The sequence below is a fragment of the Sphaerisporangium fuscum genome, from assembly GCF_018531465.1.
Lineage (GTDB): Bacteria > Actinomycetota > Actinomycetes > Streptosporangiales > Streptosporangiaceae > Sphaerisporangium > Sphaerisporangium fuscum.
The window spans coordinates 235,264-256,483 of record NZ_JAHDTF010000013.1 but is presented as its reverse complement, the minus strand read 5'-3'; the positions used below and the strand labels follow the sequence as shown (position 1 = coordinate 256,483).

Sequence of the window (21,220 nt, the reverse complement as noted above, 5' to 3'; positions counted from 1 at the left end):
GCATGGTGTTAAACCGCTTACCCATATTGCCCGCCTTTGGTGTGCGTATGCAAGTACCGATGCACGTGCATCCGCACACGGCTATGCTGGCGGCTGCGCGGAGACGCACATCGTGAAGCCCTCGTAGCGATATGAGACCTATGGGGCTTGTGTCACCCTTTGTCGGGTTTTTCGGGGATTTGTAAAGAGGCGTGATGGACGACATCTCCAACGGCATGTCCGCGTCCGAGCTCGAGGGGGCCCGCTGGCGCAAAAGCGCCCACAGCAACCCCAGCGGCAACTGCGTGGAGCTCGCACCGCTCCCGGACGGCGGCGTCGCGGTCCGCAACTCCCGGCATCCCGCCGGACCCGCCCTGATTTACAGCCGGGGTGAAATGGCGGCCTTCATCCAGGGGGCCAAGGACGGCGAGTTCGACGACCTGGCATTTTGACCGGCGGCCCGGCTACGGAGGGTTCGAAATCGTAGCCTAAGGGTGATGTTGGGGTATATCCCAATTAGGGCATCCGGGGTATCGTGAGCTTCTCCACGACCGCGAGAAGTGAGACGCCGAGCAACCCGTAGCACGAAGGACCGAGCATGATCACAGCCCGAGCCGAAGGGGACGAGACCCCGCTGAACATGATGGCTCGGGAGCGGGGTAGCTCCACGGTCCTGCGCATCATGCTCGGGTCCCAGCTCCGCCGCCTCCGCGAGCGCCGCGGCATCACCCTGGAGGCCGCCGGCCACTCCATCAGGGCCTCCCACTCCAAGGTCAGCCGCATGGAGCTCGGCCGGGTCAGCTTCCGTCCGCGTGACGTGGCCGACCTGCTCACCCTCTACGGCGTCATCGAAGAGAACGAGCGCGAGGCGATGCTGTCGCTGGTCGCCCAGGCCAACCGGCCCGGCTGGTGGCACAACTTCGACGACGTGCTGCCCAACTGGTTCGAGGCGTACGTCGGCCTGGAGGAGGCGGCCACCCGCATCCGCAGCTACGAGGTGCAGTTCATCCCCGGCCTCCTGCAGACCGAGGAGTACGCCCGCGCCGTCGTCCTCCTCGGCCACCCCGACGGCCCCGACGAGGAGATCCAGCGGCGGGTCGACCTCCGGATGGCCCGTCAGAAGCTCCTCGCCAGGCAGAGCCCGCCCCACCTGTGGGCGGTGATCGACGAGGCGGCGCTGCGCCGGCCGCTCGGCGGCCGGGAGGTCATGCGCGGCCAGATCCGCCACCTCATCGAGGCGATCGCGGCCCCCAACATCACCGTGCAGGTCATGCCGTTCAGCGCCGGCGGCCACGCGGCGGCGGGCGGTCCGTTCAGCATCCTGCGCTTCTCGGAGCCCGACCTCCCCGACGTGGTCTACCTGGAGCAGCTCACCAGCGCCATCTACCTGGACAAGCGCGACGACCTCGACCGCTACCAGGCCGTCATGGAACGCCTCTGCCTCGACGCCATCCCGGTCGGCGAGACCACGAAGGCCCTCACTAAGATCCTCGACGAGCTCTGACCAAAGCCCTCCCCGTCCGTCCATCCTTGAGCCGTGCTTCACTTCGGTAGTAAGCCAACGACCTGTTAGCGCAGGTGGAAAAGGGCCCCCTTGCTGCTGTGTTAATGGCAGGGTTAACCTATGGATGGGCTGGGATGGGAGGTCGTCCTGGTTGCCGAGGTGGCCGAGTGGTACGACCGGTTGTGCGAAGCCGACTGGGATACCGCCGAGCAGGTCGAAGACGCCATAGACATGCTGGCAAAGGTCGGACCAACCCTGGGCAGGCCACTTGTCGACCGCATCAAAGGAGCTGAGAATCACCACCTGAAGGAGTTGCGGCCTGGGTCCTCCAGGAGTAGCGAGATCCGGATCCTGTTCTCTTTCGATCCGGTTCGTCGGGCGGTACTCCTGGTCGCAGGGGACAAGGCGGGTAACTGGGAGCGTTGGTACGACGCGAATGTACCGCTCGCGGAGAAGCGCTACGCCGCCCACGTGGCGGAGTTGGCCGGCAGGGAGTACGAATGAACGCTGCTAGCTGGGACGAGGTGAGGCAGCGGGCTCGAGAGCGACGTCGGGCCTCGGGGCTGCCGCTGCGGTCGGACTCCGAGAAGGAGTCCGCGATGGAGAGACTCGCGGCCGAAGTCCGAGCGCACAAGCTCGCGGAGATCAGGCGCGAGCAGGATCTGAGCCAGCGTGACGTGGCGGCCACTATGGGCGTGTCCGGGCCGAGGGTCTCCGCCATCGAACACGGAGAGGTCGATCGGGTAGAGGTGGCGACCTTGCGCTCATACGTGGAGGCGCTCGGTGGACGACTCCGGGTCGTGGCGGACTTCGGGGATGTCGAATACATCGTCGCCTAGCTCGATACATCGAGAATCGACGCTTGAGGTCATGCCGAAGGTGGCGGGTGCCGGTTGGTGAGACATTTCTCCGTCCGGGACCACCGGGGAGGGTGAGGCGTTGGACGGGATGGAGGCCGGCGGCCTCTGCGCCGACCGGGCCGGGCTTCGGCGGGCGGGTGGCGGGGCTCAGGATCTCAGGGGGATCGGCGTGCCGTAGACCATGCCGATCAGGCACGTCGGGCGGGCCGGCGTGACCTTCATCGAGCCGGCCCTGGCCGTGACCGGGAAGAAGAGGGAGTGCGCGCCGGCCGGCAGGTCCGCCGTGATCCGTTCCTCGCCGACGGCGACCTCGACCCGGGTGGGTTCCTCGGCGACGTAGGCGAAGCCGCCGACGCGGCCGGGCGCCCCGTCCGCGGTCACCGCCCCCGTCACCACGCCGTCGTCGTCAGGCATGCATCGGCGGCCGGGCGGCGGCGCGAGGCCGGCGCCGAGCACGGTGAAGTCACTGACGTGGCCGGTGTCGTCGATCACCTTCGGGGTGAGCGACGGGCGCGGGCGGCGCAGGGCCGACCGGGCCGCCGGGCCGGCCAGGGGCGCGAGCACCTTGGAGGTGTGGTTCATCCCGGGCGGGATGAAGAAGTACGGTACGAGCGTCGCCGGCACTTCGCGCGGGTAGAGGTCCGTGCCGGGCGGCAGGTGGGCCATCGTGGCACGGACGGTGTCGAGGTAGGCGCGCGCCGCCCGCCGGTCGGCGGCGTAGACGTCGACGTACGCGGACACGGTGACGAAGGAGACCACCGCGAACACCGCGGTCAGCGCGACGGCCGTCTTCGGGTGGCGCGCGAGCCCGTCCTGGAAGGCCAGCCCCAGGCACAGCGCCGCCACCACCGCCGCGTCGGCCAGGTAACGGACCTCCAGCGACAGCATGATCATCGCCGTGGCGCGGCCGAGCAGCAGGGGCGCCAGGTCGACCACGGCGACGTACGTCAGCAGCAGCGTCCAGGCGCGCCAGGCCGGCCGCGACCGGGTGACGCTGAGGGCGACCAGCGCGAGCAGCACGCCCGCCGCGATCCAGTGGAACGGCGCGGCCGGTGCCGCGGCGCTCCCGAACCACGAGCCGGGGCCGCCCACCAGCGAGGTGACCAGCGTCGTGCCCAGGAACGTCCCGGTGAAACGGGCGGCCGTCGAGAGGCCGGGCAGTGAGACGGGTTCCCCGCCCGGCGTGCGGACCAGGGCGTAGACCGCGGCGGTCAGCAGCAGCACCCCGCCGTACAGCGCGTACGCCCGCCACGGCCGGCGCCGCCCCGAGAAGAACACCACCAGCAGGGGGAACGCCAGCGCGGCCTTGACCAGGAACGAGGCCAGCCCGAGCAGGAACCACGCCGCCGCGGCCACGCCGTGCCGCAGGCGGCCCTCACGCAGATACCTGATGTGGGCGTTCAGCCCCGACGCGAGCGCGATCTGCAGGGGGAGGGTCTCGATCGCCGCGGCCCACCAGGTGAAGGCCGGGAAGGTCATGGGGCTGAACACGTAGAACGCGAAGGGGACGAGGATCCACGGGCGGTCGCCCAGGACCGTGCGCAACAGCCGCAGGACCGCCAGCGACGCGGCGAGTTGGAGGCCGAGCAGCACGGCCATGGCGACCGTCCAGTCGTAGGGGGCCACGTGGGCGAGGACCCAGGTGACGGCGAATCCCACCGGCAGGAAGTGCCCGACCGTCGTCCGGGTCACGTACTCGGCGAAGCCGCCGTCGAAGGCCGTGGAGATCCACCACACGTCGTCGCCCACGAAGGAGAACCGGCTCAGGACCGCGGCCCTCCACACCAGCTGCGCCACGATCAGCGTGAACGCGCCGAGCGGCAACGCCCGGGCCCATCTCGGCAGGGTCAGTTCGATCGAGACGGCACCGACTTCGCTCACGGCACTCCGACTGCCTTTCCGCGCTCACGCCGTCACAGGCGGCCCCGAGGGGGATTCCCCGTGCGTCCGATCCGCGCCGGACCGCGCGGATCGCTTCCCCAGATGATCATCATCTTCACATGGGGGCGGCGTTACCGTTTCGCCGGATGTTCGCGGATTTCCTCCGGACGGGACGTCGGGTCAGCGGACGCCGGCCGGGGAGCGGCTCACGGGCCACCCCGCCGTGCGGGCCAGGCCGGCGAAGCGCACCGCGTCGCGCACGGCGGCGCCGTCCGGGTCGTTGTTGAAGTAGACGTACACGTCGCATCCGCTGTCCCAGGCCTCGCCCATCCGGTGCAGCCACGATCGCAGCGACGTCTCCCCGTAGGAGGGCCAGGGGTGGGCGCGGCCCTGGTGGAAGCGCATGTACCCCCAGTCGGCGGTGCGCCAGAGCGGGGTGTTCGGCCTGCCCAGGGAGTCGGCCCAGCACAGGGCGGCACCGTGGGAGGAGAGCACCTCGCGCACCTCGCCGGTCCACCACGAGGCGTGCCTCGGCTCGACCGCGACGCGCACCCCGCGCGGGAAATGGCGCAGGCAGGCGTCCAGCCGCTCCGGCTCGGCCCGCAGCGTCGGAGGAAGCTGCAGCAGGATCGGGCCGAGCTTGGGGCCGAGGCCCTCGGCGCGGTCCATGAGCCGCCGCACCGGCTCCTCGGGGTCCTTGAGGCGTTTGATGTGGGTGAGGAAGCGGCTGGCCTTGACCGCCATGATGAACGTCTCCGGCGTGCGCTCCCGCCAGCTCTCGAACGTCTCGCGGGACGGCAGCCGGTAGAAGGCGTTGTTGTTCTCGACCGTCTGGAAGCACTCGGCGTACCGCTCCAGCCACAGGCGCTGCGGCAGGTCGCCGGGGTAGAGCACCCCGCGCCAGTGCTTGTACTGCCATCCGGACGTGCCCACGAGCATCATGAGAGGGTCGCCCCCTGGTTCCGGCTCCGATATGGCCATGCCCGCCCGGCCGCGGATCACACCCCTGTCAGATCAGGGCGAGGGCGTCGAGGAGCCCGGCGGCGGTCTCGACGTCCGCGGTGAGGGGGCGGTCGTCGGTGCGGGGGTCGAGCCGGGAGGCGGCGGTCGCGTACGCGGCGCCGGCGGGGGTGGCGGGGTCCGGGGTGCGGCCGCGCCCGCGCAGCGCCCGTACGGCCGAGACGAGCTCGCACGCGAGGACCAGCCGGTAGGCCGCCGCGGCCTGGACGGTCTGGACCGCCGACTGGGAGGCGAAGCTGGCGTGCTCCTCCACGCCCCGAGACAGCACGGCGTGGCCGAGCGCGGCGGGGTGGGCCGCGTTGCGGAGCCGGGCGAGCGCGGAGTTCGCGGAGTACTCCAGGATCATCACCCCCGAGCTGCCGGCCGGGCCCTCGGCGAGGAACGGCCGCAGCCCGGTGAAGGCGGGCTCCACCAGGGTGGCGAGCCGGGCGGCCGACAGGTGGGCGGTGTGCAGCAGGGCCACCCGCAGGTGGTCGAGGGCGAGGCCCAGGGTCGCCTGGTGGAAGCCGCCGTGGTGGTGGACCGTCCCGTGCCCGGCGTCGATCAGCGGATTCTCGGCCGCCGCGTTGATCTCGATTCCCAGCACCCGCTCCAGCTCCGCCGCCGCCTCCACGGCCGGGCCGTGCACCTGCGGGAAGCACCGGAACCCGAACGGGTCCTGGATCCGCGGGGGAGGCGCCGGGGCGCGTTCGCCCGAGCCCCGCGCGGGAGGGACGGCGAGGGGCGGCCCGGCCGGCTCCTCGCGCTCGTGGCCGCCCGCCGGCTCGGAGGCGGCCAGCAGGCGGCGCATCTCGGTCGCGACGGCGATGTTGCCGGGGTGCGGGCGCCCGGCGTGCACCTGCTCGTCGTACGGCTCCCCGCCGCCGTCGGCGGCGAGCAGGGACAGGGCGGCGACCACCTGGGTGGCGCGCAGCAGGCCGGTGACGTCCGACCAGGCGAGCGTGGCCTGGCCGATCGTGAGGGCGCTGCTGCTGCAGAAGGCCAGCGCGTCACCGGTCTCCAGGGTGATCGGTTCCGGCGGGGCTCCGTGCCCGCCGGTCCACGGGCGTTCGCCGATGAGGGTCAGCCCGGTCTCGGCCAGGGCGGTCAGGTCGCCGGTGCCGATGGCCCCGATCTCGTGCACCTGGGGCAGGTGGCCGGAGTTGAGCGCCCGGGCGAGCGCCTCGGCGAAGGCCGGCTGGAGGCCGCCGCCGCCCGCGAGGATCTGGTTGGCGCGGACGGCGAGCATCGCCCGCACCTGGTCGGCGGGCACGAGGGGGCCGACGCCGCCGGCGTGGCTGCGCAGCAGGCGCAGGCCGTGGGTGTCGCCGTCGGACGCGGTGACGTCCTCGGTGCGGTTGGCGCCCACGCCGGTGTTGCGGCCGTACACCGGGCGGCGCCGGGCGATCTCCTCGGCCGCCCGGTAGGAGGCGGCGGCGCGGGCGAGCCCGTCGGCGGAGAGACGGACGGGGACGGGCACGGGTCCGGCGGCGGGTGCGAGGGGCCGGTCCGGGGGAAGGCCGCGGGCGGCGCGCACGATGTCGGCGGGACGCGCGCCCCTGCCGTCCAGGGTGACCTCGGCCGGACGGGAGGGCGTCCCGGCGGGAGTGATCGTTCGCGACGCCATCAGATTGAGCCCCTCACCACGGACTTTACCCGGGATTTCCCGTGGACTGGTTGACATGGTCGCATACAACGAGAATCCTGCATGAAAGTATGCATTCGAGGCAAGAGTGAAGGGAGCGGGCAGGTGGCCGAGCAGGTGAGCCCCGCCGTCGCGATCGGCTCGGAGGACGCCTCCCGGGTCGCCGCGCGGCTGCGCGAGCTCCTGGAGGGGCACCGCCTGTCGCCCTCGCAGCGCCGCATCGCCCGCTACCTGCTGGAACGCCCCCGTGAGGCGGTGTTCCTCAACAGCAACGACATCGCCGAGGCCGTCGGCACCAGCCAGCCGTCGGTGACGCGGTTCGCCTTCGCCCTCGGGTTCACCGGCTTCCCCGAGTTCCGCGACGACCTGCGCGCCGCGCTGCGTGACGGCCAGAGCCCATCGGCGGAGCCGGCCGGGCTGAACGCCGTGCAGGCCATGGTGACCTCCGAGATCCGCAACCTGGAGCTGCTGCGGGACGGCCTGGGCGACACCCGGCGGCTGGCGGAGGTCGCCGCCGGGCTGGCGGCGTCCCGTCCGCTCCCGGTCGTCGGGCTGCGGGTGTCGGCGCCGCTGGCCCACCTGTTCGGCTACCTGGCGGCCAAGGCGCACCCCGACGTCCGGGTCATCGACGCGCCCGGCTCCACACTGGAGGACCGCCTCAGCCGGGCGAGCGAGGCCGGGGCGAGCTGGCTGCTGGCGTTCGGCCTGCCCCGCTATCCGCGCGAGCTGCGCGACGGGCTGGTGTGGGCCCGGCGCGTCGGGCTGCGGGTCGCCCTCGTCACCGACCACTCCGTCGGAGGCCTCGCCGAGCACGCCGACGTGGTGCTCACCGCGCCGGTCAGCTCGCAGTTCGCCTTCGACTCCCAGGCCGCGCCGGCCGTCCTGTGCGCGGCGCTGGTCCATTCCATGATCTACGCGCTGCCCACCAGCGAACAGGCGTCCATCGAGGAGTTCGAGAACACCGCCGCCGAACGGCGGCTGTTCCTGCCCGAATGAGCGCCCACGGCAACGAGAGGAACTGCGATGAGTGACGACGTCCGGCGGGTGATCCGTTCTCCCAGGGGTACGGAGCTTTCCTGCCAGGGGTGGCAGCAGGAGGCCGCCTTCCGGATGCTGCACAACAACCTCGACCCCGAGGTCGCCGAGCATCCGGAGAAGCTGGTGGTCTACGGCGGCACCGGCAAGGCCGCGCGCGACTGGCCGTCGTTCGACGCCATCGCCCGCACCCTGCAGGGGTTGAAGCAGGACGAGACGCTACTGGTGCAGTCGGGCCGTCCGGTCGGCGTGATGCGCACCCACGAGTGGGCGCCCCGCGTCCTGATCGCCAACTCCAACCTGGTCGGCGACTGGGCCACCTGGGAGGAGTTCCGCCGCCTGGAGGCGCTGGGCCTGACGATGTACGGCCAGATGACCGCCGGGTCGTGGATCTACATCGGCACGCAGGGCATCCTTCAGGGCACCTACGAGACCTTCGCCGCGGTCGCCGCCAAGAGGTTCGGCGGCTCGCTGGCGGGCACCATCACCCTCACCGCCGGGCTCGGCGGCATGGGCGGCGCCCAGCCGCTCGCCGTCACGATGAACGACGGCGTGGCGATCTGCGTCGAGTGCGACCCCTCGCGCATCGCCCGCCGCCTCGAGCACCGCTACCTCGACGTGCAGGCCCAGGACCTGGACGAGGCGCTGCGGCTCGCCGTCGAGGCCCGCGACGCCCGCCGCCCGCTGTCCATCGGCGTGCTCGGCAACGCCGCCGACGTGCTGCCGAGGCTGCTCGCGATGGGCGCCCCGATCGACGTCGTCACCGACCAGACCTCGGCGCACGACCCGCTGGCCTACCTCCCGCTCGGCACGGCGTTCGAGGACATGCGCGACGAGGCCGCCAAGGACCCGGCCGGTTTCACGCTGCGCGCCCGCGAGTCGATGGCCCGGCACGTGGAGGCCATGGTCGGCTTCATGGACGCCGGAGCGGAGGTCTTCGACTACGGCAACTCGATCCGCGGCGAGGCCAAGCTCGCGGGCTACGCGCGGGCCTTCGACTTCCCCGGGTTCGTCCCCGCCTACATCAGGCCGCTGTTCTGCGAGGGCAAGGGCCCGTTCCGCTGGGCGGCACTGTCGGGCGACCCGCGCGACATCGCCGCGACCGACAAGGCGATCCTGGAGCTGTTCCCCGAGAACGAGTCGCTGGCCCGCTGGATCAAGATGGCCGGCGAGCGGGTCGCCTTCCAGGGCCTGCCCGCCCGCATCTGCTGGCTCGGGTACGGCGAGCGCGACAAGGCGGGCGTGCGGTTCAACGAGATGGTGGCCTCCGGGGAGCTGCGCGCCCCGGTCGTCATCGGCCGTGACCACCTCGACTGCGGCTCGGTCGCCTCGCCCTACAGGGAGACCGAGGCGATGCTCGACGGCTCGGACGCCATCGCCGACTGGCCGCTGCTCAACGCCATGGTCAACGTCGCCTCGGGCGCGTCCTGGGTGTCCATCCACCATGGCGGCGGCGTCGGCATCGGCCGCTCCATCCACGCCGGGCAGGTCGCCGTGGCCGACGGCACGCCGCTGGCCGCCCAGAAGCTGGAGCGGGTGCTGACCAACGACCCCGGCATGGGCGTGATCAGGCACGTCGACGCGGGGTACGACAAGGCCGCGGAGGTCGCCGCCGAACGCGGCGTCACCGTCCCGATGGCCGGCGGAGGCGCGCTGTGACCACCGGGACGGCTCCGCGCCGGCACGGGGAGGCGTCGTGACCAAGCCGCCGCTCGCGGGGCGGCCCGCCGGTGCGCTCCTGCGCCGGTTCGAGCGCACCTGGGACGAGCTGGCCGCGATCGGCGGCGGGGGAGCGGGCGGCTACCGCCGCTTCGCCTGGACGCCGGTGGACCTCGACCTGCGCGGCTGGTTCGCCGACGAGGCGGCGCGGCGCGGCATGACGTGCGAACTCGACCGCAACGGCAACCAGTGGGCCTGGTGGGGCCGCCCCGGCCCCGGCGCCGTGGTCACCGGCAGCCACCTGGACAGCGTGCCGGGCGGCGGCGCCTTCGACGGGCCGCTCGGCGTGGTGTCGGCGTTCCTCGCGGTCGACGAGCTGCGCGAGAGGGGCGTCGAGCCGGCGCGGCCGATCGCCGTGGTGAACTTCGCCGACGAGGAGGGCGCCCGCTTCGGCGTGGCGTGCGTGGGCAGCCGTCTGCTGACCGGCGTCCTGGCCCCCGGCGACGCCCGCGCGCTGCGCGACGGCGACGGTGTCACGCTGGCCGAGGCCATGAGCGCGGCGGGCGCCGACCCGGCCGCCATCGGCCGCGACGACGAGGTCCTGAGCCGCATCGGCGCCTTCGTCGAGCTCCACATCGAGCAGGGACGCGGCCTGGCCGACCTCGGCGCGCCGGTCGGCGTGGCGAGCGCGATCTGGCCGCACGGCCGGTGGCGCTGCACCTTCCACGGGGAGGCCAACCACGCCGGGACCACGCGGCTGACCGACCGGCGCGATCCCATGCTGCCGTTCGCCTCGACCGTCCTGGCCGCCAGGAGCGCGGCCGAGCGGCTGGGCGCGCTCGCGACGTTCGGCAAGGTGCGCGTGGACCCCAACGGCACCAACGCCATCCCCTCCCGGGTCGACGCCTGGCTCGACGGGCGGGCGCCCGACGCGGCGACGGTCGAGGCGATGGTCGACGAGATCGCCGGCGCGGCCCGCGCGGCCGCGGCCGGGCACGGCGTCCGGGTGGAGGTCGTGGCCGAGTCCGTCACCCCGGTGGTGGAGTTCGGCGACGAGCTGCGCGACCGTATCGCGGCCGTCCTCGGCGGGGCCCCGGCGCTGCCGACGGGCGCGGGTCACGACGCCGGCATCCTTTCGGCCCGCGTGCCGACGGCCATGCTGTTCGTCCGCAACCCCACGGGTGTCAGCCACAGCCCCGCCGAGCACGCCGACACCGCCGACTGCCTGGCCGGCGTGAGCGCCCTGGCGGCCGTCCTTTCGGACCTGGCATGCCGGTGACCACCTACTACGCCGACCACGCGTGGCTGGGCGGGGACGCGGCCGCGGCGGGCGTCGTCGTCGAGACCGGCGGCGGGCACGTCACGGCCGTACGGCAGGGGGTGCCCGCGGCGCCGCCCGGAGCCGTCCACCTGCGCGGCCTCACGCTGCCCGGCCTGGCCAACGCGCACTCCCACGCCTTCCACCGGGCGCTGCGCGGGCGCACCCAGCGCGAGCGCGGCACGTTCTGGACCTGGCGCCGGCAGATGTACGCCGTGGCCGCCCGCCTGACGCCCGACACCTACCACGCCCTCGCCCGGGCCGCCTACGCCGAGATGGCGCTCGCCGGGGTGACGTGCGTCGGGGAGTTCCACTACGTGCACCACGACGCGGCGGGACGCCGGTACGCCTCGCCCAACGCGATGGGGGAGGCGCTGGTCGCGGCCGCGGCCGAGGCGGGCATCCGCATCACCCTCCTCGACACCTGCTACCTGCGCGGCGGGTTCGGGATGCCGCTGGAAGGGCCCCAGACGCGGTTCGGTGACGCCGACGCCGCCGCCTGGGCCGAGCGCGCCGCGGAGCTCAAGGGCGGCGGGCACGCCAGGATCGGCGCCGCCGTCCATTCGGTGCGGGCGGTGGCGCCGGATGACGTGGACGTGGTCGCCGGCTGGGCCCGCGACCGGGAGGCGCCGCTGCACTTCCACCTCTCCGAGCAGGTGGCGGAGAACGAGGCCTGCCTGTCGGCCTACGGCCGTACCCCCACGGCGCTGCTGGACGAGCACGGCGCGCTCGGCCCGCTGTCCACGGCCGTGCACGCCACCCACCTCACCACCGGCGACATCACACTGCTCGGCGGCTCCCGCACGTGCGTCTGCATGTGCCCGACCACCGAACGCGACCTGGCCGACGGGATCGGCCCGGCGCGGTCGCTCGCCGACGCCGGCTCGCCGATCTCGCTCGGCAGCGACAGCAACGCCGTCGTGGACCTGCTGGAGGAGGCCCGCGCCGTGGAACTGGACGAGCGGCTCGCCTCCCGTCACCGCGGGCACTGGCTCGCCGCCGACCTGCTGCGCGCCGCCACCGCCGACGGTCACGCCTCGCTCGGCTGGCCCGGCGCCGGCCGCATCGAGCCCGGCGCCCCGGCCGACCTGGTGACCGTCGGGCTCGACTCGGTACGGCTGGCCGGCTCGCCCGCCGGCGCGCTGCTGGAGTCGGTGGTCTTCGCCGCCACGGCCGCCGACGTCCGCGAGGTGGTGTCCGGTGGCCGCCACATCGTGTCCGGCGGGCGGCACCTTCTGGTCCAGGACGTCCCGGCGGCCCTGGCCTCCGCGATCGCCGAGGTCACCGGGGAGCCCGCCGTCAAGGAGACCACTGGAGACCGCGCATGAGCCCTTCCCTCCTCATCGACAACATCGGTTCCCTGGTCACCAACGACCCCGGCCTCGGCGAGGGGGCGCTCGGCCTGGTGGAGGACGCCGCCCTCGTCGTCGAGGACGGCCTGGTCGTGTGGGCGGGGCCGCGCGCCCGGATCCCCGAGGGGGCAGCGCGCGAGCGGTTCGACGCGGCCGGGCGGGCCGTCGTCCCCGGGTTCGTGGACAGCCACGCGCACCTGGTGTTCGCCGGGGACCGGACGGCCGAGTTCGAGGCCCGCATGTCCGGCCGCCCGTACACCGCGGGCGGCATCCGCACCACGGTCGCCGCGACGCGGAAGGCGACCGACCAGGAGCTGCGCGCCAACGTGCGGCGGCTGGTCGCCGAGGCGCTCCGGTCGGGCACGACCACGGTGGAGTGCAAGTCCGGGTACGGCCTGACGGTCGAGCACGAGGCGCGGAGCCTGCGCCTGGCCGCCGAGTACACCCACGAGGTGACCTACCTGGGCGCGCACGTGGTGCCGCCCGAGTACGCCGACGACCCCGACGCCTACGTCGAGCTCGTGCGGGGGCCGATGCTGGAGGCGTGCGCGCCGCACGCCCGGTGGATCGACGTCTTCTGCGAGCGGGGCGCCTTCGACGGCGACCAGACCAGGGCGATCCTGGCGGCGGGCAAGGAACGCGGGCTCGTCCCGCGCGTGCACGCCGGGCAGCTCGGGACCGGGCCGGGAGTGGCGATCGCGGTCGAGCTGGGCGCGGCGTCCGCCGACCACGTGACGCACCTGACCGACGCCGACGTGGAGGCGCTGGCGTCGAGCGAGACGGTGGCGACGCTGCTGCCCGGCGCGGAGTTCTCCACCCGCTCGCCGTACCCGGACGCGCGGCGGCTGCTCGACGCGGGCGTCACGCTGGCGCTGGCCGCCGACTGCAACCCAGGGTCGAGCTACACCACCAACATCCCCTTCTGCGTCGCCCTCGCCGTCCGCGACATGAACATGACCCCGGCCGAGGCGGTGTGGGCGGCGACGATGGGCGGCGCCCGGGCGCTGCGCCGCACCGACGTGGGCCGGCTGGCCCCCGGGGGCCGCGCCGACGTCGTGCTGCTGGACGCGCCCTCGTACGTGCACCTGTCCTACCGCCCCGGCGTCCCCCTCGTCGCGCGCGTCTGGAAGGACGGCGCCCCGGTCGTCGGCTGAGGACGCGCCCCGCCCCCGGCGCACTCAGGGTTTCGCGGCGGGGGCGAGCAGGGTGAAGGCGCGGTCGAGGAGCGCGGCGCGGTCGGCCGTGCCGCCGGAGCGCATCCATTCCCGCGCGACGGTGTCGAGCGCGGCTCCGGCCGCGCCGGTCAGCAGCTCGGCGGTGAAGGCGTCGAGCTCGGCGCCGGGCCGGTCCCGCACGGCCTCGGCGATCCGCCGGCGCAGCCCGTCGCGCTTGTGCTGCATGCGCGCCTTCAGGGACGGCGTGGACTCGATCAGCCGGAGGTTCGCCAGCTCCTGCGCGCACGCGTCGATCCGCCCCTCCCATCGGCCGAGCACGACGCGCAGGCTCTCCCAGGGATCCTCGCCGGGCGGGCGGGCGCGGATCTCCTGTGCCACCTGTTCGCCCAGGTCGTCGGCGTCGCCGAAGACGACGTCCTCCTTCGAGGGGAAGTAGCGGAAGAAGGTGCGTTTCGACATGCCCGCCTCCCGGGCGATGTCGTCCACCGTCGTCTCCTCGAATCCCCGCTCCAGGAACATCCGCAGGGCGATCTCGGCGAGCTCGGCCCGCATCGCCTGTCGCGTGCGCTCACGCAGTCCTTCCATGCACCGCAGTTTACTCTTGTCATCGAGTGCCACTATCGTCATCGAGTGACAACAGCGGTGGAGGAGGACGAGATGCGCGGTAAGAGAGTCCTGGTGACCGGCGGCACCGGCGGGATCGGCATGGAGACGGCGCGTGGGCTGGCGAGGCTGGGCGCCCACGTCATCGTGGTGGGACGGGACGCGCGTCGCGCCGAGGACGGCGTCGAGAAGACCTTCGCGGTGAACGTCCTGGCGCCGTTCACCCTCACGCGTTCGCTGGTGCCCCTGCTCGGCGCCGGCGCCCCCGCGAGAGTGATCAACATCACCGGCGGCATTCCGCGCGGGCCGATCGACCTCGGCGACCTCCAGGGCGAGAAGCGCTACCTGGGGTGGACGTTCTCGCAGTACAACCACACGAAGGTCATCATGATGGCGATGAGCCTGACGTTGGCCGAGCGGGTGGCGGGCAGCGGGATCACCGTCAACGTCGCCTACCCCGGACACGCCTCCACCCCGGGCAACCGGGCGCTGCCCGTGCGGGCGTTCCCGCTGGCGTACCGGCCCGTCGCGCCGCTGGTCCGGCTGCTGGGGCCGGTCCTCCTGGCGGACGTGGGCAAGGCGGCGCGGTCGAGCGTCCATCTCGCGTCCAGCCCGAGGTGGAGGGCGTCACCGGCAGGTACTTCGACTCCCACGGCAGGCCCGCCGCCTGGCCGCCCGCGGCCGTGGACGAGCGCAACCGGAAGGCCGTCTGGGAGCTGTGCGAGAGGCTGAGCGAGGCGGACGCGCCGCGCTGAGCCTCGCTCCGGGCCGGCTCACGAGGCGGGCCGGTCACGGGACCTCAGCCGGTGACGGGTTCGCGCCGTCCTCCCGGTGCCGGGTGGGCGGAGCGGCGGGCCGCCAGGGCGGTGGCGGCCAGGAGGACCGCGAGGCCGGCCAGGGTGAGGGCGGCGCCCGCCCAGATGGGGGCGGTGAATCCCAGGCCGGCGGCGAGGGTGAGACCGCCGATCCAGGCGCCGACGGCGTTGCCGATGTTGAAGGCGGCGATGTTGGCCCCGGAGGCGAGGGTGGGGGCGCGGTCGGCGTAGTGCATGATCCGCATCTGGAGTCCCGGCACGGTGGCGAATCCGAAGGCGCCCATCAGGACGAGCGAGATCGTGGTCATCACCTGGCTGTGCGCGGTGAGGGCGAAGACGGCGAGCACGGCGGTCAGGGCGAGCAGGACCGTGATCAGCGTGACCGGCACCGACCGGTCGGCCGCCTTGCCCCCGGCGTAGTTCCCCGCGAACAGGCCCGCGCCGAACAGGACGAGCAGCCACGGCACCGCCCCGGCGGCGAACCCGCTCACCTCGGTCAGCGTGTAGGCGATGTAGGTGAAGGCGCCGAACATCCCGCCGAAGCCGAGCACCGTCACGACCAGGGAGAACCAGACCTGCGGGTGGGCGAAGGCGGCCAGCTCGCCGCGCAGCCCGCCACCGCCGTCCGAGCGGGTGGAGGACACCAGGAGGGCGATGCCGATCAGCGCGACCACGCCGATGGCGGTGATGGCCCAGAACGTCGACCTCCAGCCGAACTGCTGCCCGAGGAAGGTGCCGAACGGCACGCCGAGGACGTTCGCGGTGGTGAGGCCGGCGAACATCATCGCGATCGCGCCGGCCCGCTTGCTGGGGGCCACCATGTCGGCCGCCACCACCGAGCCGATGCCGAAGAACGCGCCGTGGCACAGCGCCGCCACCACGCGGCCCAGCATCATCACCCCGTAACCGGGCGCGACGGCCGACAGCAGGTTGCCGATGATGAACAGCACCATCAGCCCGAGCAGGACGTGCTTGCGGTCGAACCTGGTCGCGGCGGCCGTCAGGGCGACGGCCCCGACCGCGACGCTGAGGGCGTATCCCGAGATCAGCCAGCCGGCCACCGCCTCGGTGACGCCGAACTCCCTGGCGACCTCGGGCAGGAGGCCCGCGATGACGAACTCCGTGAGTCCGATGCCGAAGCCCCCGATGGCGAGGGCGAGCAAGCCGATGGGCATGCCGATTCCTTCCGTGCATGAAGCAATATGCCGCGTCTGCAACTAGCGGCGTACGCAACAATATACTTGCATGCGCCGTTTATTGCTCCGTGCTCGTAGACTGCCGTGCAGAGGTGGATGTCCGCCCCGGGTGGGCGGCCGTGAGGAGGAGCTGTCATGGGCATCGCCGACGACGCCGTCGAGGTCCGCGCGCAGGGCTGGCGCACTCTGGCGGCACTCCACGGGCTGATCGAGTCCGCGCTCGAACGGGAGCTGCAGACGGGCCACGAGCTGTCCGTCGTCGAGTACACCGTGCTGGACGCCCTGTCGCGGCAGGACGGCTGGCACATGCGCATGCAGCAGCTCGCGCGGGCCGCGGCGCTGTCCAGCAGCGCCACCACCCGCCTGGTCAACCGCCTGCAGGACCGCGGGCTGCTGACCCGCATCCTGTGCCAGGACGACCGGCGCGGCATCTACACCGAGCTCACCCCCGACGGATGGGAGCTCCTCAACCGCGCCCGGCCCGCCCACGACGCCGTCCTCGTCAAGGCCCTGGCCGAGGCCGAGCGCATCCCCGAGCTGGCGCCGCTGGTCGAGGCCGTCCACCGCCTGCCGGCCGCCCAGGCCGCCCCGGCGGCCTCCTGAGCGGAGGCCGGGAGTCCGCCGTCCCGGCAAGGGGAGGGCGCCGTTGCCGTACCGCACCGCCGATGCGACATTGCTTGGAGACGCATTGAGCAGTTCCCGATCGGAATGGTGCGAATTATGCGAGTCATCGGCGCCGGGTTCGGCCGTACCGGAACGCTTTCCTCGAAGACGGCCCTGGAGATGCTCGGCTTCGGGCCGTGCCACCACATGACGGAGGTGATCGAGCGCCCCGGCCAGATCCGCCGCTGGCTGGAGATCGCGCGGGGGCGGCCGGTGAACTGGGACGACGTCCTGGGCGGCTACGACTCCTGCGTCGACTGGCCGGCCGCCGCCTACTGGCGGGAGCTCGCGGACGCCTATCCCGAGGCCAAGGTCCTGCTGACCGTGCGCGACCCCGAGCGGTGGTACGCCAGCATGGAGGCCACCATCCTCCAGCAGCGCCGGCGCGGCTCCACCGCGGGCGGCAGGCTGATGCGGGGCATCTCGTCCCTGCTCGGCACCGACTTCGCGGCGTTCACCACCATGGCGTCACTGACGGTCGACCAGCGGGTCTTCGACGGCCGCCTCGACGACCGCGAGCACGCCCTGAAGATCTTCACCGCGCACATCGCCGAGGTGAAGGCCGCGATCCCGCCCGAGCGGCTCCTGGTGTACGAGGTCGCGCAGGGCTGGGAGCCGCTGTGCGAGTTCCTGGAGGTGCCGGTGCCCGCCGTGTCGTTCCCTCGCGTGAACGACACGGCCGACTTCCGGAGCCGCGCCCGTGATCGGTTCGCGCCGCTGCTGCTCCGCCGCAGCGGATGAGCGCCTTCCGGCACGCGGTGCTCCGCCGGCTGTGAGCGGGGCCGGCGGCCTGATCAGCGGGACGCGGCCAGGGGGAGTTCGAGACTGACCGTGGTGGCCGTGCCCGCCGTGACCGTGGTGGAGTACACCCCGCCGAGCTCGGCGGCCCGGGCGCGCAGGCGGGCCTCGCCGTGTCCCGGGACGGTCGCACGGCCCTCATAGGAGACGGTGAGCCTCAGCGCCCTGCCCGCGGTGAGCGCCACCGACACCCGCTGGGCGTCCTGGACACCGTTGAACGCGTCGACGAGCACGTGATAGGCGACGACGGCGGCCTCGTGCGGCACCACGCCGGCGGGAGGCAGCGCCCAGACCTCGACGGGGATGCCCGTCCGCGCCGTCCATCCGGACAGGAACGCCTCGACCGCGGCCGCCAGTTCGCCCGGCACCAGCTGATGCTGCGCGGCCGACGCGTCGAAAACAGGGACCATGTGCTTCCTTTCGATGGCTCTCGCGTGTCGCGGCCCCCGTCCTGCGCCATGACCATCGCGTGAGGTGTAACGGTCCAAGCTTGGCTACCGAGACAGTCTCCCGCACTTTGGCCGGGTGATACGCGCTATTTTCGGCTGAATGTAAAGGCCCTGGTGGGCAGGGATTCGGTCGGTGCGGTCACGGCCTACCGTAAGGACGCTCCGTGCAGGATGCGTTGAAGACGCGTGGATGACGCCCAGCCCGATCCCGGCGGCACCCGCGACGCGGTCTCAGGATCGGGAATCCGGCGATGGACGCCGGGGATCGCCTGGGCGGGCTCTCGGCGGCGATCGTCTCGTGAGGGCCCGTGTCATGGGAAAACGCCGAGGCCCCGCCTCCCGGAGGAGACGGGGCCTCGGCGCACGTCTGGTGGGCGATACTGGGATTGAACCAGTGACCTCTACCGTGTCAAGGTAGCGCTCTCCCACTGAGCTAATCGCCCTCGCTGAGGAACCCTTGTGGGGGAGCCCTCGATGAGGATTCAGAGCGGACGACGGGATTCGAACCCGCGACCCTCACCTTGGCAAGGTGATGCTCTACCAGCTGAGCCACGTCCGCGCGATCATCGGGGGTTTCGCCCCGGTGACGCCTGTTCAACTTTACCGGATCCCAGAAGTGCGGGATCCCGTACCGTCGAGGTGGAGACGGGATTTGAACCCGTGTACGCGGCTTTGCAGGCCGCTGCCTCGCCTCTCGGCCACTCCACCAGGATCTTCCGAGCGGACGACGGGATTCGAACCCGCGACCCTCACCTTGGCAAGGTGATGCTCTACCAGCTGAGCCACGTCCGCGTGTGTGTCGCCCGGGGGAGCGCCCCCTGGCCACGCAAAGACTCTAGCGCCTTCGGAGACCTTGTGTGCGCACTCGGCGTCGTGAGCCGTACTCCGAGATGAGTTTCATCCGAATTCTTCCGGCCGGACCGTGTCGCCGGCGGCGGTTCGGGGTCCGCGCGGCTCCGGGGGATTGGGGGGCCCTCCCCCGGGTAGTGGGCCGCCGGGCAGGGTGCTGTACTGCCGCCATGCCCGGATTCGGTGCCTTCACGCTTGATCCTGCCCGAAATCGGGCAGGAATCTTGGCGTGCTGACGCTTTCCTGCGTAAAGTCCTGCCCTGTGTCAACGGCACGGCATACCTATGAGGATCTGATCGCGCACCTGACCCGGACGACGTCGCTCGGGCCGGGAGAGGCCATGAGGGTCGTGGCGGAGGTCGTGGCGTACTTCTCCGAACCCCTGGAGGAGTTCGTCAGGCGCCGCCATGCCGAACTGAAGGCGCGCGGCCTGACCAACGAGCAGATCTTCCCCGGTATCGCGGCCGAGCTTTCCGCCCGGCCCGTCGCGGCCCCCGAGCTGTCGCTGCGCCAACTTCGACGCATCGTGTACGGCTGAAGCGCAAGGAGAACCAAATGTGTGGAATTGTCGCCTATATCGGCCCAAAGGACGCGGCGCCGATCCTGCTGGAAGGGCTGCAGCGCCTGGAGTACCGAGGCTACGACTCCGCCGGTCTCGTCGTGAACAACAAGGGGCTCAAGGTACGCAAGGTCAAGGGCAGGGTCGCCGACCTCGCCGGGGCCGTACCCGCGAGGTTCAAGGGCGGACTCGGCATCGGGCACACCCGCTGGGCCACCCACGGCGTCCCCAATGACGTCAACGCCCACCCGCACCTCGACACCGACCAGCGCGTCGCCGTCGTCCACAACGGCATCATCGAGAACGCCGACGAGCTTCGCGCCAAGCTCGTCGCCGACGGGGCCGTCTTCGTCTCCGAGACCGACACCGAGGTGCTCGCCCACCTCATCGCCCGCACCGTCAAGGACACCGACTCCCTGGAGGAGGCGGTCCGCAAGGCGCTCAAGAGCGTCGTCGGCACCTACGGCATCGCCGTGATGGACGCCGAGCGCTCCGGCGAGATCGTCGTGGCCCGCAACGGCAGCCCGATCGTCCTAGGCATCGGCGAGAAGGAGATGTTCTGCGCCTCCGACGTGGCGGCGCTCGTCCGCTACACCCGGCAGGTCGTGCACCTGGAGGACGGCGAGCTGGCCGTGCTGAAGGCCGACGGCTTCCGCACCTTCACCATGGACAACCGCGTAACCTCCAAGGAGCCGCTGACCGTCGACTGGGACGCCGGGCACTACGACACCGGCGGCTACGAGCACTACCTGCTCAAGGAGATCTCCGACCAGCCCGAGTCGGTGGCCCGCACCCTGCGCGGCCGTCTCGACGACCGGTTCAACATCGCCCACCTCGGCGGCCTCAACCTCGACCCCCGCGAGACCCGCGCGTTCCGCCGCGTCAAGATCATCGGCTGTGGTTCGGCCTACTACGCCGGCCAGATCGGCGCCCAGCTGATCGAGGAGCTGGCCCGCATCCCCGCCGACGCCGAGCCGGCCTCGGAGTTCCGCTACCGCAGCCCCGTCGTCGAGCACGACACCCTGTACGTCGCGGTCAGCCAGTCGGGGGAGACCTACGACACCCTGGCCGCCGTCCAGGAGCTCAAGCGCAAGGGCGGCCGGGTGCTCGGCGTCGTCAACGCGGTCGGCAGCGCCATCGCCCGCGAGGTCGACGGCGGCGTCTACCTGCACGCCGGGCCCGAGGTCTCGGTCGCCTCCACCAAGGCCTTCACCTCGACCGCCGTGGCCTTCGCGCTGATCGCGCTGCACTTCGGCCGCGTCCACGACCTCTCGCCCGCCGACGGGCGGCGCATCGTCGAGGGCCTGCGCAAGCTGCCCGACCAGATCGCCGAGATCGTCAAGCAGAGCGACACCATCCAGGCCCTCGCCGCCAAGTACGCCGCCAACCCGAGCATGATGTTCGTGGGCCGGGTGCGCGGCTACCCGGTGGCCCGCGAGGGCGCGCAGAAGCTCAAGGAGATCTCCTACGTGCACGCCGAGGCCTACCCGGCCAGCGAGCTGAAGCACGGCCCGCTCGCGCTGATCGGTCCCGAGATGCCGACCGTGGCGATCGTGCCGGACGACGAGCTGCTCGACAAGAACCTCACCACCCTCGGCGAGATCCGCGCCCGGGGCGGCAAGGTGCTCATGGTCGGCCACCGTGTCCCCGACACGAAGCTGGCCGACGACGTGATCGTCGTGCCGAAGAACGAGGTGGAGCTCGACCCCATCCTGCTCTGCATCCCGCTGCAGCTGCTGGCCTACCACGCCGCCGTCGCGCTCGGCCGCGACGTCGACAAGCCCCGCAACCTGGCCAAGAGCGTCACGGTGGAGTGACCTCGGCGGGTGGAGGGGCGGCGCCCGGTTCCGGTCTCGATCCGGAGCCGGGCGCCGCTCGGCA

At 72.3% G+C, this 21,220-nt stretch carries 20 protein-coding genes and 4 tRNA genes; 14 read left to right on the top strand and 10 right to left on the bottom strand.

Annotation, left to right across the window (positions count from 1 at the left end; genetic code table 11):
- The first annotated feature begins 194 nt into the window (after positions 1 to 194).
- The 4 genes from KIK05_RS17755 to KIK05_RS17740 all read left to right on the top strand — a co-directional run bounded on the left by KIK05_RS17755 (position 195) and on the right by KIK05_RS17740 (position 2,322).
- Entirely contained in the window at positions 195 to 431 is a 237-nt protein-coding gene (locus KIK05_RS17755; RefSeq protein WP_214411817.1) for a DUF397 domain-containing protein, read from the top strand.
- 146 nt (positions 432 to 577) lie between these two features.
- Positions 578 to 1,483, top strand: coding sequence for a Sco1979 family transcriptional regulator (locus tag KIK05_RS17750; protein WP_250562948.1), 906 nt, complete (start codon positions 578 to 580; stop codon positions 1,481 to 1,483).
- A gap of 120 nt (positions 1,484 to 1,603) precedes the next feature.
- On the top strand, positions 1,604 to 1,987 hold the full coding sequence (locus KIK05_RS17745; protein ID WP_308249974.1) for a type II toxin-antitoxin system RelE/ParE family toxin: 384 nt from the start codon (positions 1,604 to 1,606) through the stop codon (positions 1,985 to 1,987).
- A 95-nt stretch (positions 1,988 to 2,082) separates the two neighbouring features.
- The gene (locus KIK05_RS17740) at positions 2,083 to 2,322 is read left to right on the top strand and encodes an XRE family transcriptional regulator (protein WP_250562947.1); all 240 of its coding nucleotides are present in this window, start codon (positions 2,083 to 2,085) and stop codon (positions 2,320 to 2,322) included.
- A 168-nt stretch (positions 2,323 to 2,490) separates the two neighbouring features.
- Here KIK05_RS17740 and KIK05_RS17735 read toward each other — a convergent pair whose 3' ends face one another.
- The 3 genes from KIK05_RS17735 to KIK05_RS17725 all read right to left on the bottom strand — a co-directional run bounded on the left by KIK05_RS17735 (position 2,491) and on the right by KIK05_RS17725 (position 6,850).
- Positions 2,491 to 4,224: a hypothetical protein gene (locus tag KIK05_RS17735; protein ID WP_214411815.1), complete on the bottom strand. Its 1,734-nt coding sequence runs from the start codon at positions 4,222 to 4,224 to the stop codon at positions 2,491 to 2,493.
- Positions 4,225 to 4,404: 180 nt separating this feature from the next.
- Positions 4,405 to 5,163 carry a DUF72 domain-containing protein gene (locus KIK05_RS17730; RefSeq protein ID WP_250562946.1) on the bottom strand — a complete coding sequence of 253 codons (759 nt, stop codon included), beginning with the start codon at positions 5,161 to 5,163 and terminating at the stop codon, positions 4,405 to 4,407.
- A gap of 70 nt (positions 5,164 to 5,233) precedes the next feature.
- Positions 5,234 to 6,850 (bottom strand): aromatic amino acid lyase, encoded by a 1,617-nt coding sequence (locus KIK05_RS17725; protein ID WP_214411813.1) that lies wholly within the window; start codon positions 6,848 to 6,850, stop codon positions 5,234 to 5,236.
- Between the two features lie 123 nt (positions 6,851 to 6,973).
- On the opposite strand from KIK05_RS17725, the gene KIK05_RS17720 reads away from it, so the two are divergent.
- Genes KIK05_RS17720 through hutI form a run of 5 tightly spaced genes read left to right on the top strand, consistent with a single transcriptional unit; the run spans position 6,974 to position 13,386 of the window.
- The gene (locus KIK05_RS17720) at positions 6,974 to 7,864 is read left to right on the top strand and encodes a MurR/RpiR family transcriptional regulator (RefSeq protein ID WP_308249973.1); all 891 of its coding nucleotides are present in this window, start codon (positions 6,974 to 6,976) and stop codon (positions 7,862 to 7,864) included.
- Positions 7,865 to 7,891: 27 nt separating this feature from the next.
- Positions 7,892 to 9,562, top strand: a complete 1,671-nt coding sequence (gene hutU, locus KIK05_RS17715) for a urocanate hydratase (RefSeq protein ID WP_214411811.1) — start codon at positions 7,892 to 7,894, stop codon at positions 9,560 to 9,562.
- Between the two features lie 37 nt (positions 9,563 to 9,599).
- The gene (locus tag KIK05_RS17710; protein WP_308249972.1) at positions 9,600 to 10,841 is read left to right on the top strand and encodes an allantoate amidohydrolase; all 1,242 of its coding nucleotides are present in this window, start codon (positions 9,600 to 9,602) and stop codon (positions 10,839 to 10,841) included.
- A complete protein-coding gene (locus KIK05_RS17705; protein WP_214411810.1) occupies positions 10,832 to 12,208 on the top strand; it encodes a formimidoylglutamate deiminase in 1,377 nt (458 codons plus the stop codon). The genes KIK05_RS17710 and KIK05_RS17705 overlap by 10 nt, the downstream gene beginning before the upstream one ends.
- Positions 12,205 to 13,386 (top strand): imidazolonepropionase, encoded by a 1,182-nt coding sequence (gene hutI, locus KIK05_RS17700; RefSeq protein ID WP_214411809.1) that lies wholly within the window; start codon positions 12,205 to 12,207, stop codon positions 13,384 to 13,386. The genes KIK05_RS17705 and hutI overlap by 4 nt, the downstream gene beginning before the upstream one ends.
- Positions 13,387 to 13,410: 24 nt before the next feature.
- On the opposite strand, the gene KIK05_RS17695 is transcribed toward hutI, so the two are convergent.
- Entirely contained in the window at positions 13,411 to 13,992 is a 582-nt protein-coding gene (locus tag KIK05_RS17695; RefSeq protein ID WP_214411808.1) for a TetR family transcriptional regulator, read from the bottom strand.
- 45 nt (positions 13,993 to 14,037) lie between these two features.
- Here KIK05_RS17695 and KIK05_RS17690 point away from each other — a divergent pair, with 45 nt between their 5' ends.
- Positions 14,038 to 14,742: an SDR family NAD(P)-dependent oxidoreductase gene (locus tag KIK05_RS17690; protein ID WP_214411807.1), complete on the top strand. Its 705-nt coding sequence runs from the start codon at positions 14,038 to 14,040 to the stop codon at positions 14,740 to 14,742.
- Between the two features lie 67 nt (positions 14,743 to 14,809).
- Here KIK05_RS17690 and KIK05_RS17685 read toward each other — a convergent pair whose 3' ends face one another.
- Entirely contained in the window at positions 14,810 to 16,000 is a 1,191-nt protein-coding gene (locus tag KIK05_RS17685; RefSeq protein ID WP_214411806.1) for an MFS transporter, read from the bottom strand.
- Positions 16,001 to 16,156: 156 nt separating this feature from the next.
- Between KIK05_RS17685 and KIK05_RS17680 the strand changes: the two genes are divergently transcribed.
- Together KIK05_RS17680 and KIK05_RS17675 are read left to right on the top strand one after the other, a co-directional pair.
- Positions 16,157 to 16,624, top strand: coding sequence for a MarR family winged helix-turn-helix transcriptional regulator (locus KIK05_RS17680; protein ID WP_214411805.1), 468 nt, complete (start codon positions 16,157 to 16,159; stop codon positions 16,622 to 16,624).
- 117 nt (positions 16,625 to 16,741) lie between these two features.
- Positions 16,742 to 17,425 (top strand): sulfotransferase family protein, encoded by a 684-nt coding sequence (locus KIK05_RS17675; protein ID WP_214411804.1) that lies wholly within the window; start codon positions 16,742 to 16,744, stop codon positions 17,423 to 17,425.
- Positions 17,426 to 17,478: 53 nt separating this feature from the next.
- On the opposite strand, the gene KIK05_RS17670 is transcribed toward KIK05_RS17675, so the two are convergent.
- From KIK05_RS17670 to KIK05_RS17650, 5 genes are all read right to left on the bottom strand, one after another.
- Positions 17,479 to 17,892 (bottom strand): sensor histidine kinase, encoded by a 414-nt coding sequence (locus KIK05_RS17670; RefSeq protein ID WP_214411803.1) that lies wholly within the window; start codon positions 17,890 to 17,892, stop codon positions 17,479 to 17,481.
- A 407-nt stretch (positions 17,893 to 18,299) separates the two neighbouring features.
- Positions 18,300 to 18,374, bottom strand: a tRNA-Val gene (locus KIK05_RS17665).
- A gap of 43 nt (positions 18,375 to 18,417) precedes the next feature.
- Positions 18,418 to 18,490 (bottom strand) — tRNA-Gly (locus KIK05_RS17660).
- Positions 18,491 to 18,568: 78 nt separating this feature from the next.
- A tRNA-Cys gene (locus KIK05_RS17655) sits at positions 18,569 to 18,639 on the bottom strand.
- Between the two features lie 11 nt (positions 18,640 to 18,650).
- Positions 18,651 to 18,723 (bottom strand) — tRNA-Gly (locus KIK05_RS17650).
- 397 nt (positions 18,724 to 19,120) lie between these two features.
- Between KIK05_RS17650 and KIK05_RS17645 the strand changes: the two genes are divergently transcribed.
- Together KIK05_RS17645 and glmS are read left to right on the top strand one after the other, a co-directional pair.
- Entirely contained in the window at positions 19,121 to 19,318 is a 198-nt protein-coding gene (locus KIK05_RS17645) for a hypothetical protein (protein ID WP_214411802.1), read from the top strand.
- Between the two features lie 17 nt (positions 19,319 to 19,335).
- Positions 19,336 to 21,156, top strand: coding sequence for a glutamine--fructose-6-phosphate transaminase (isomerizing) (gene glmS, locus KIK05_RS17640; RefSeq protein WP_214411801.1), 1,821 nt, complete (start codon positions 19,336 to 19,338; stop codon positions 21,154 to 21,156).
- Positions 21,157 to 21,220: the final 64 nt, after the last annotated feature.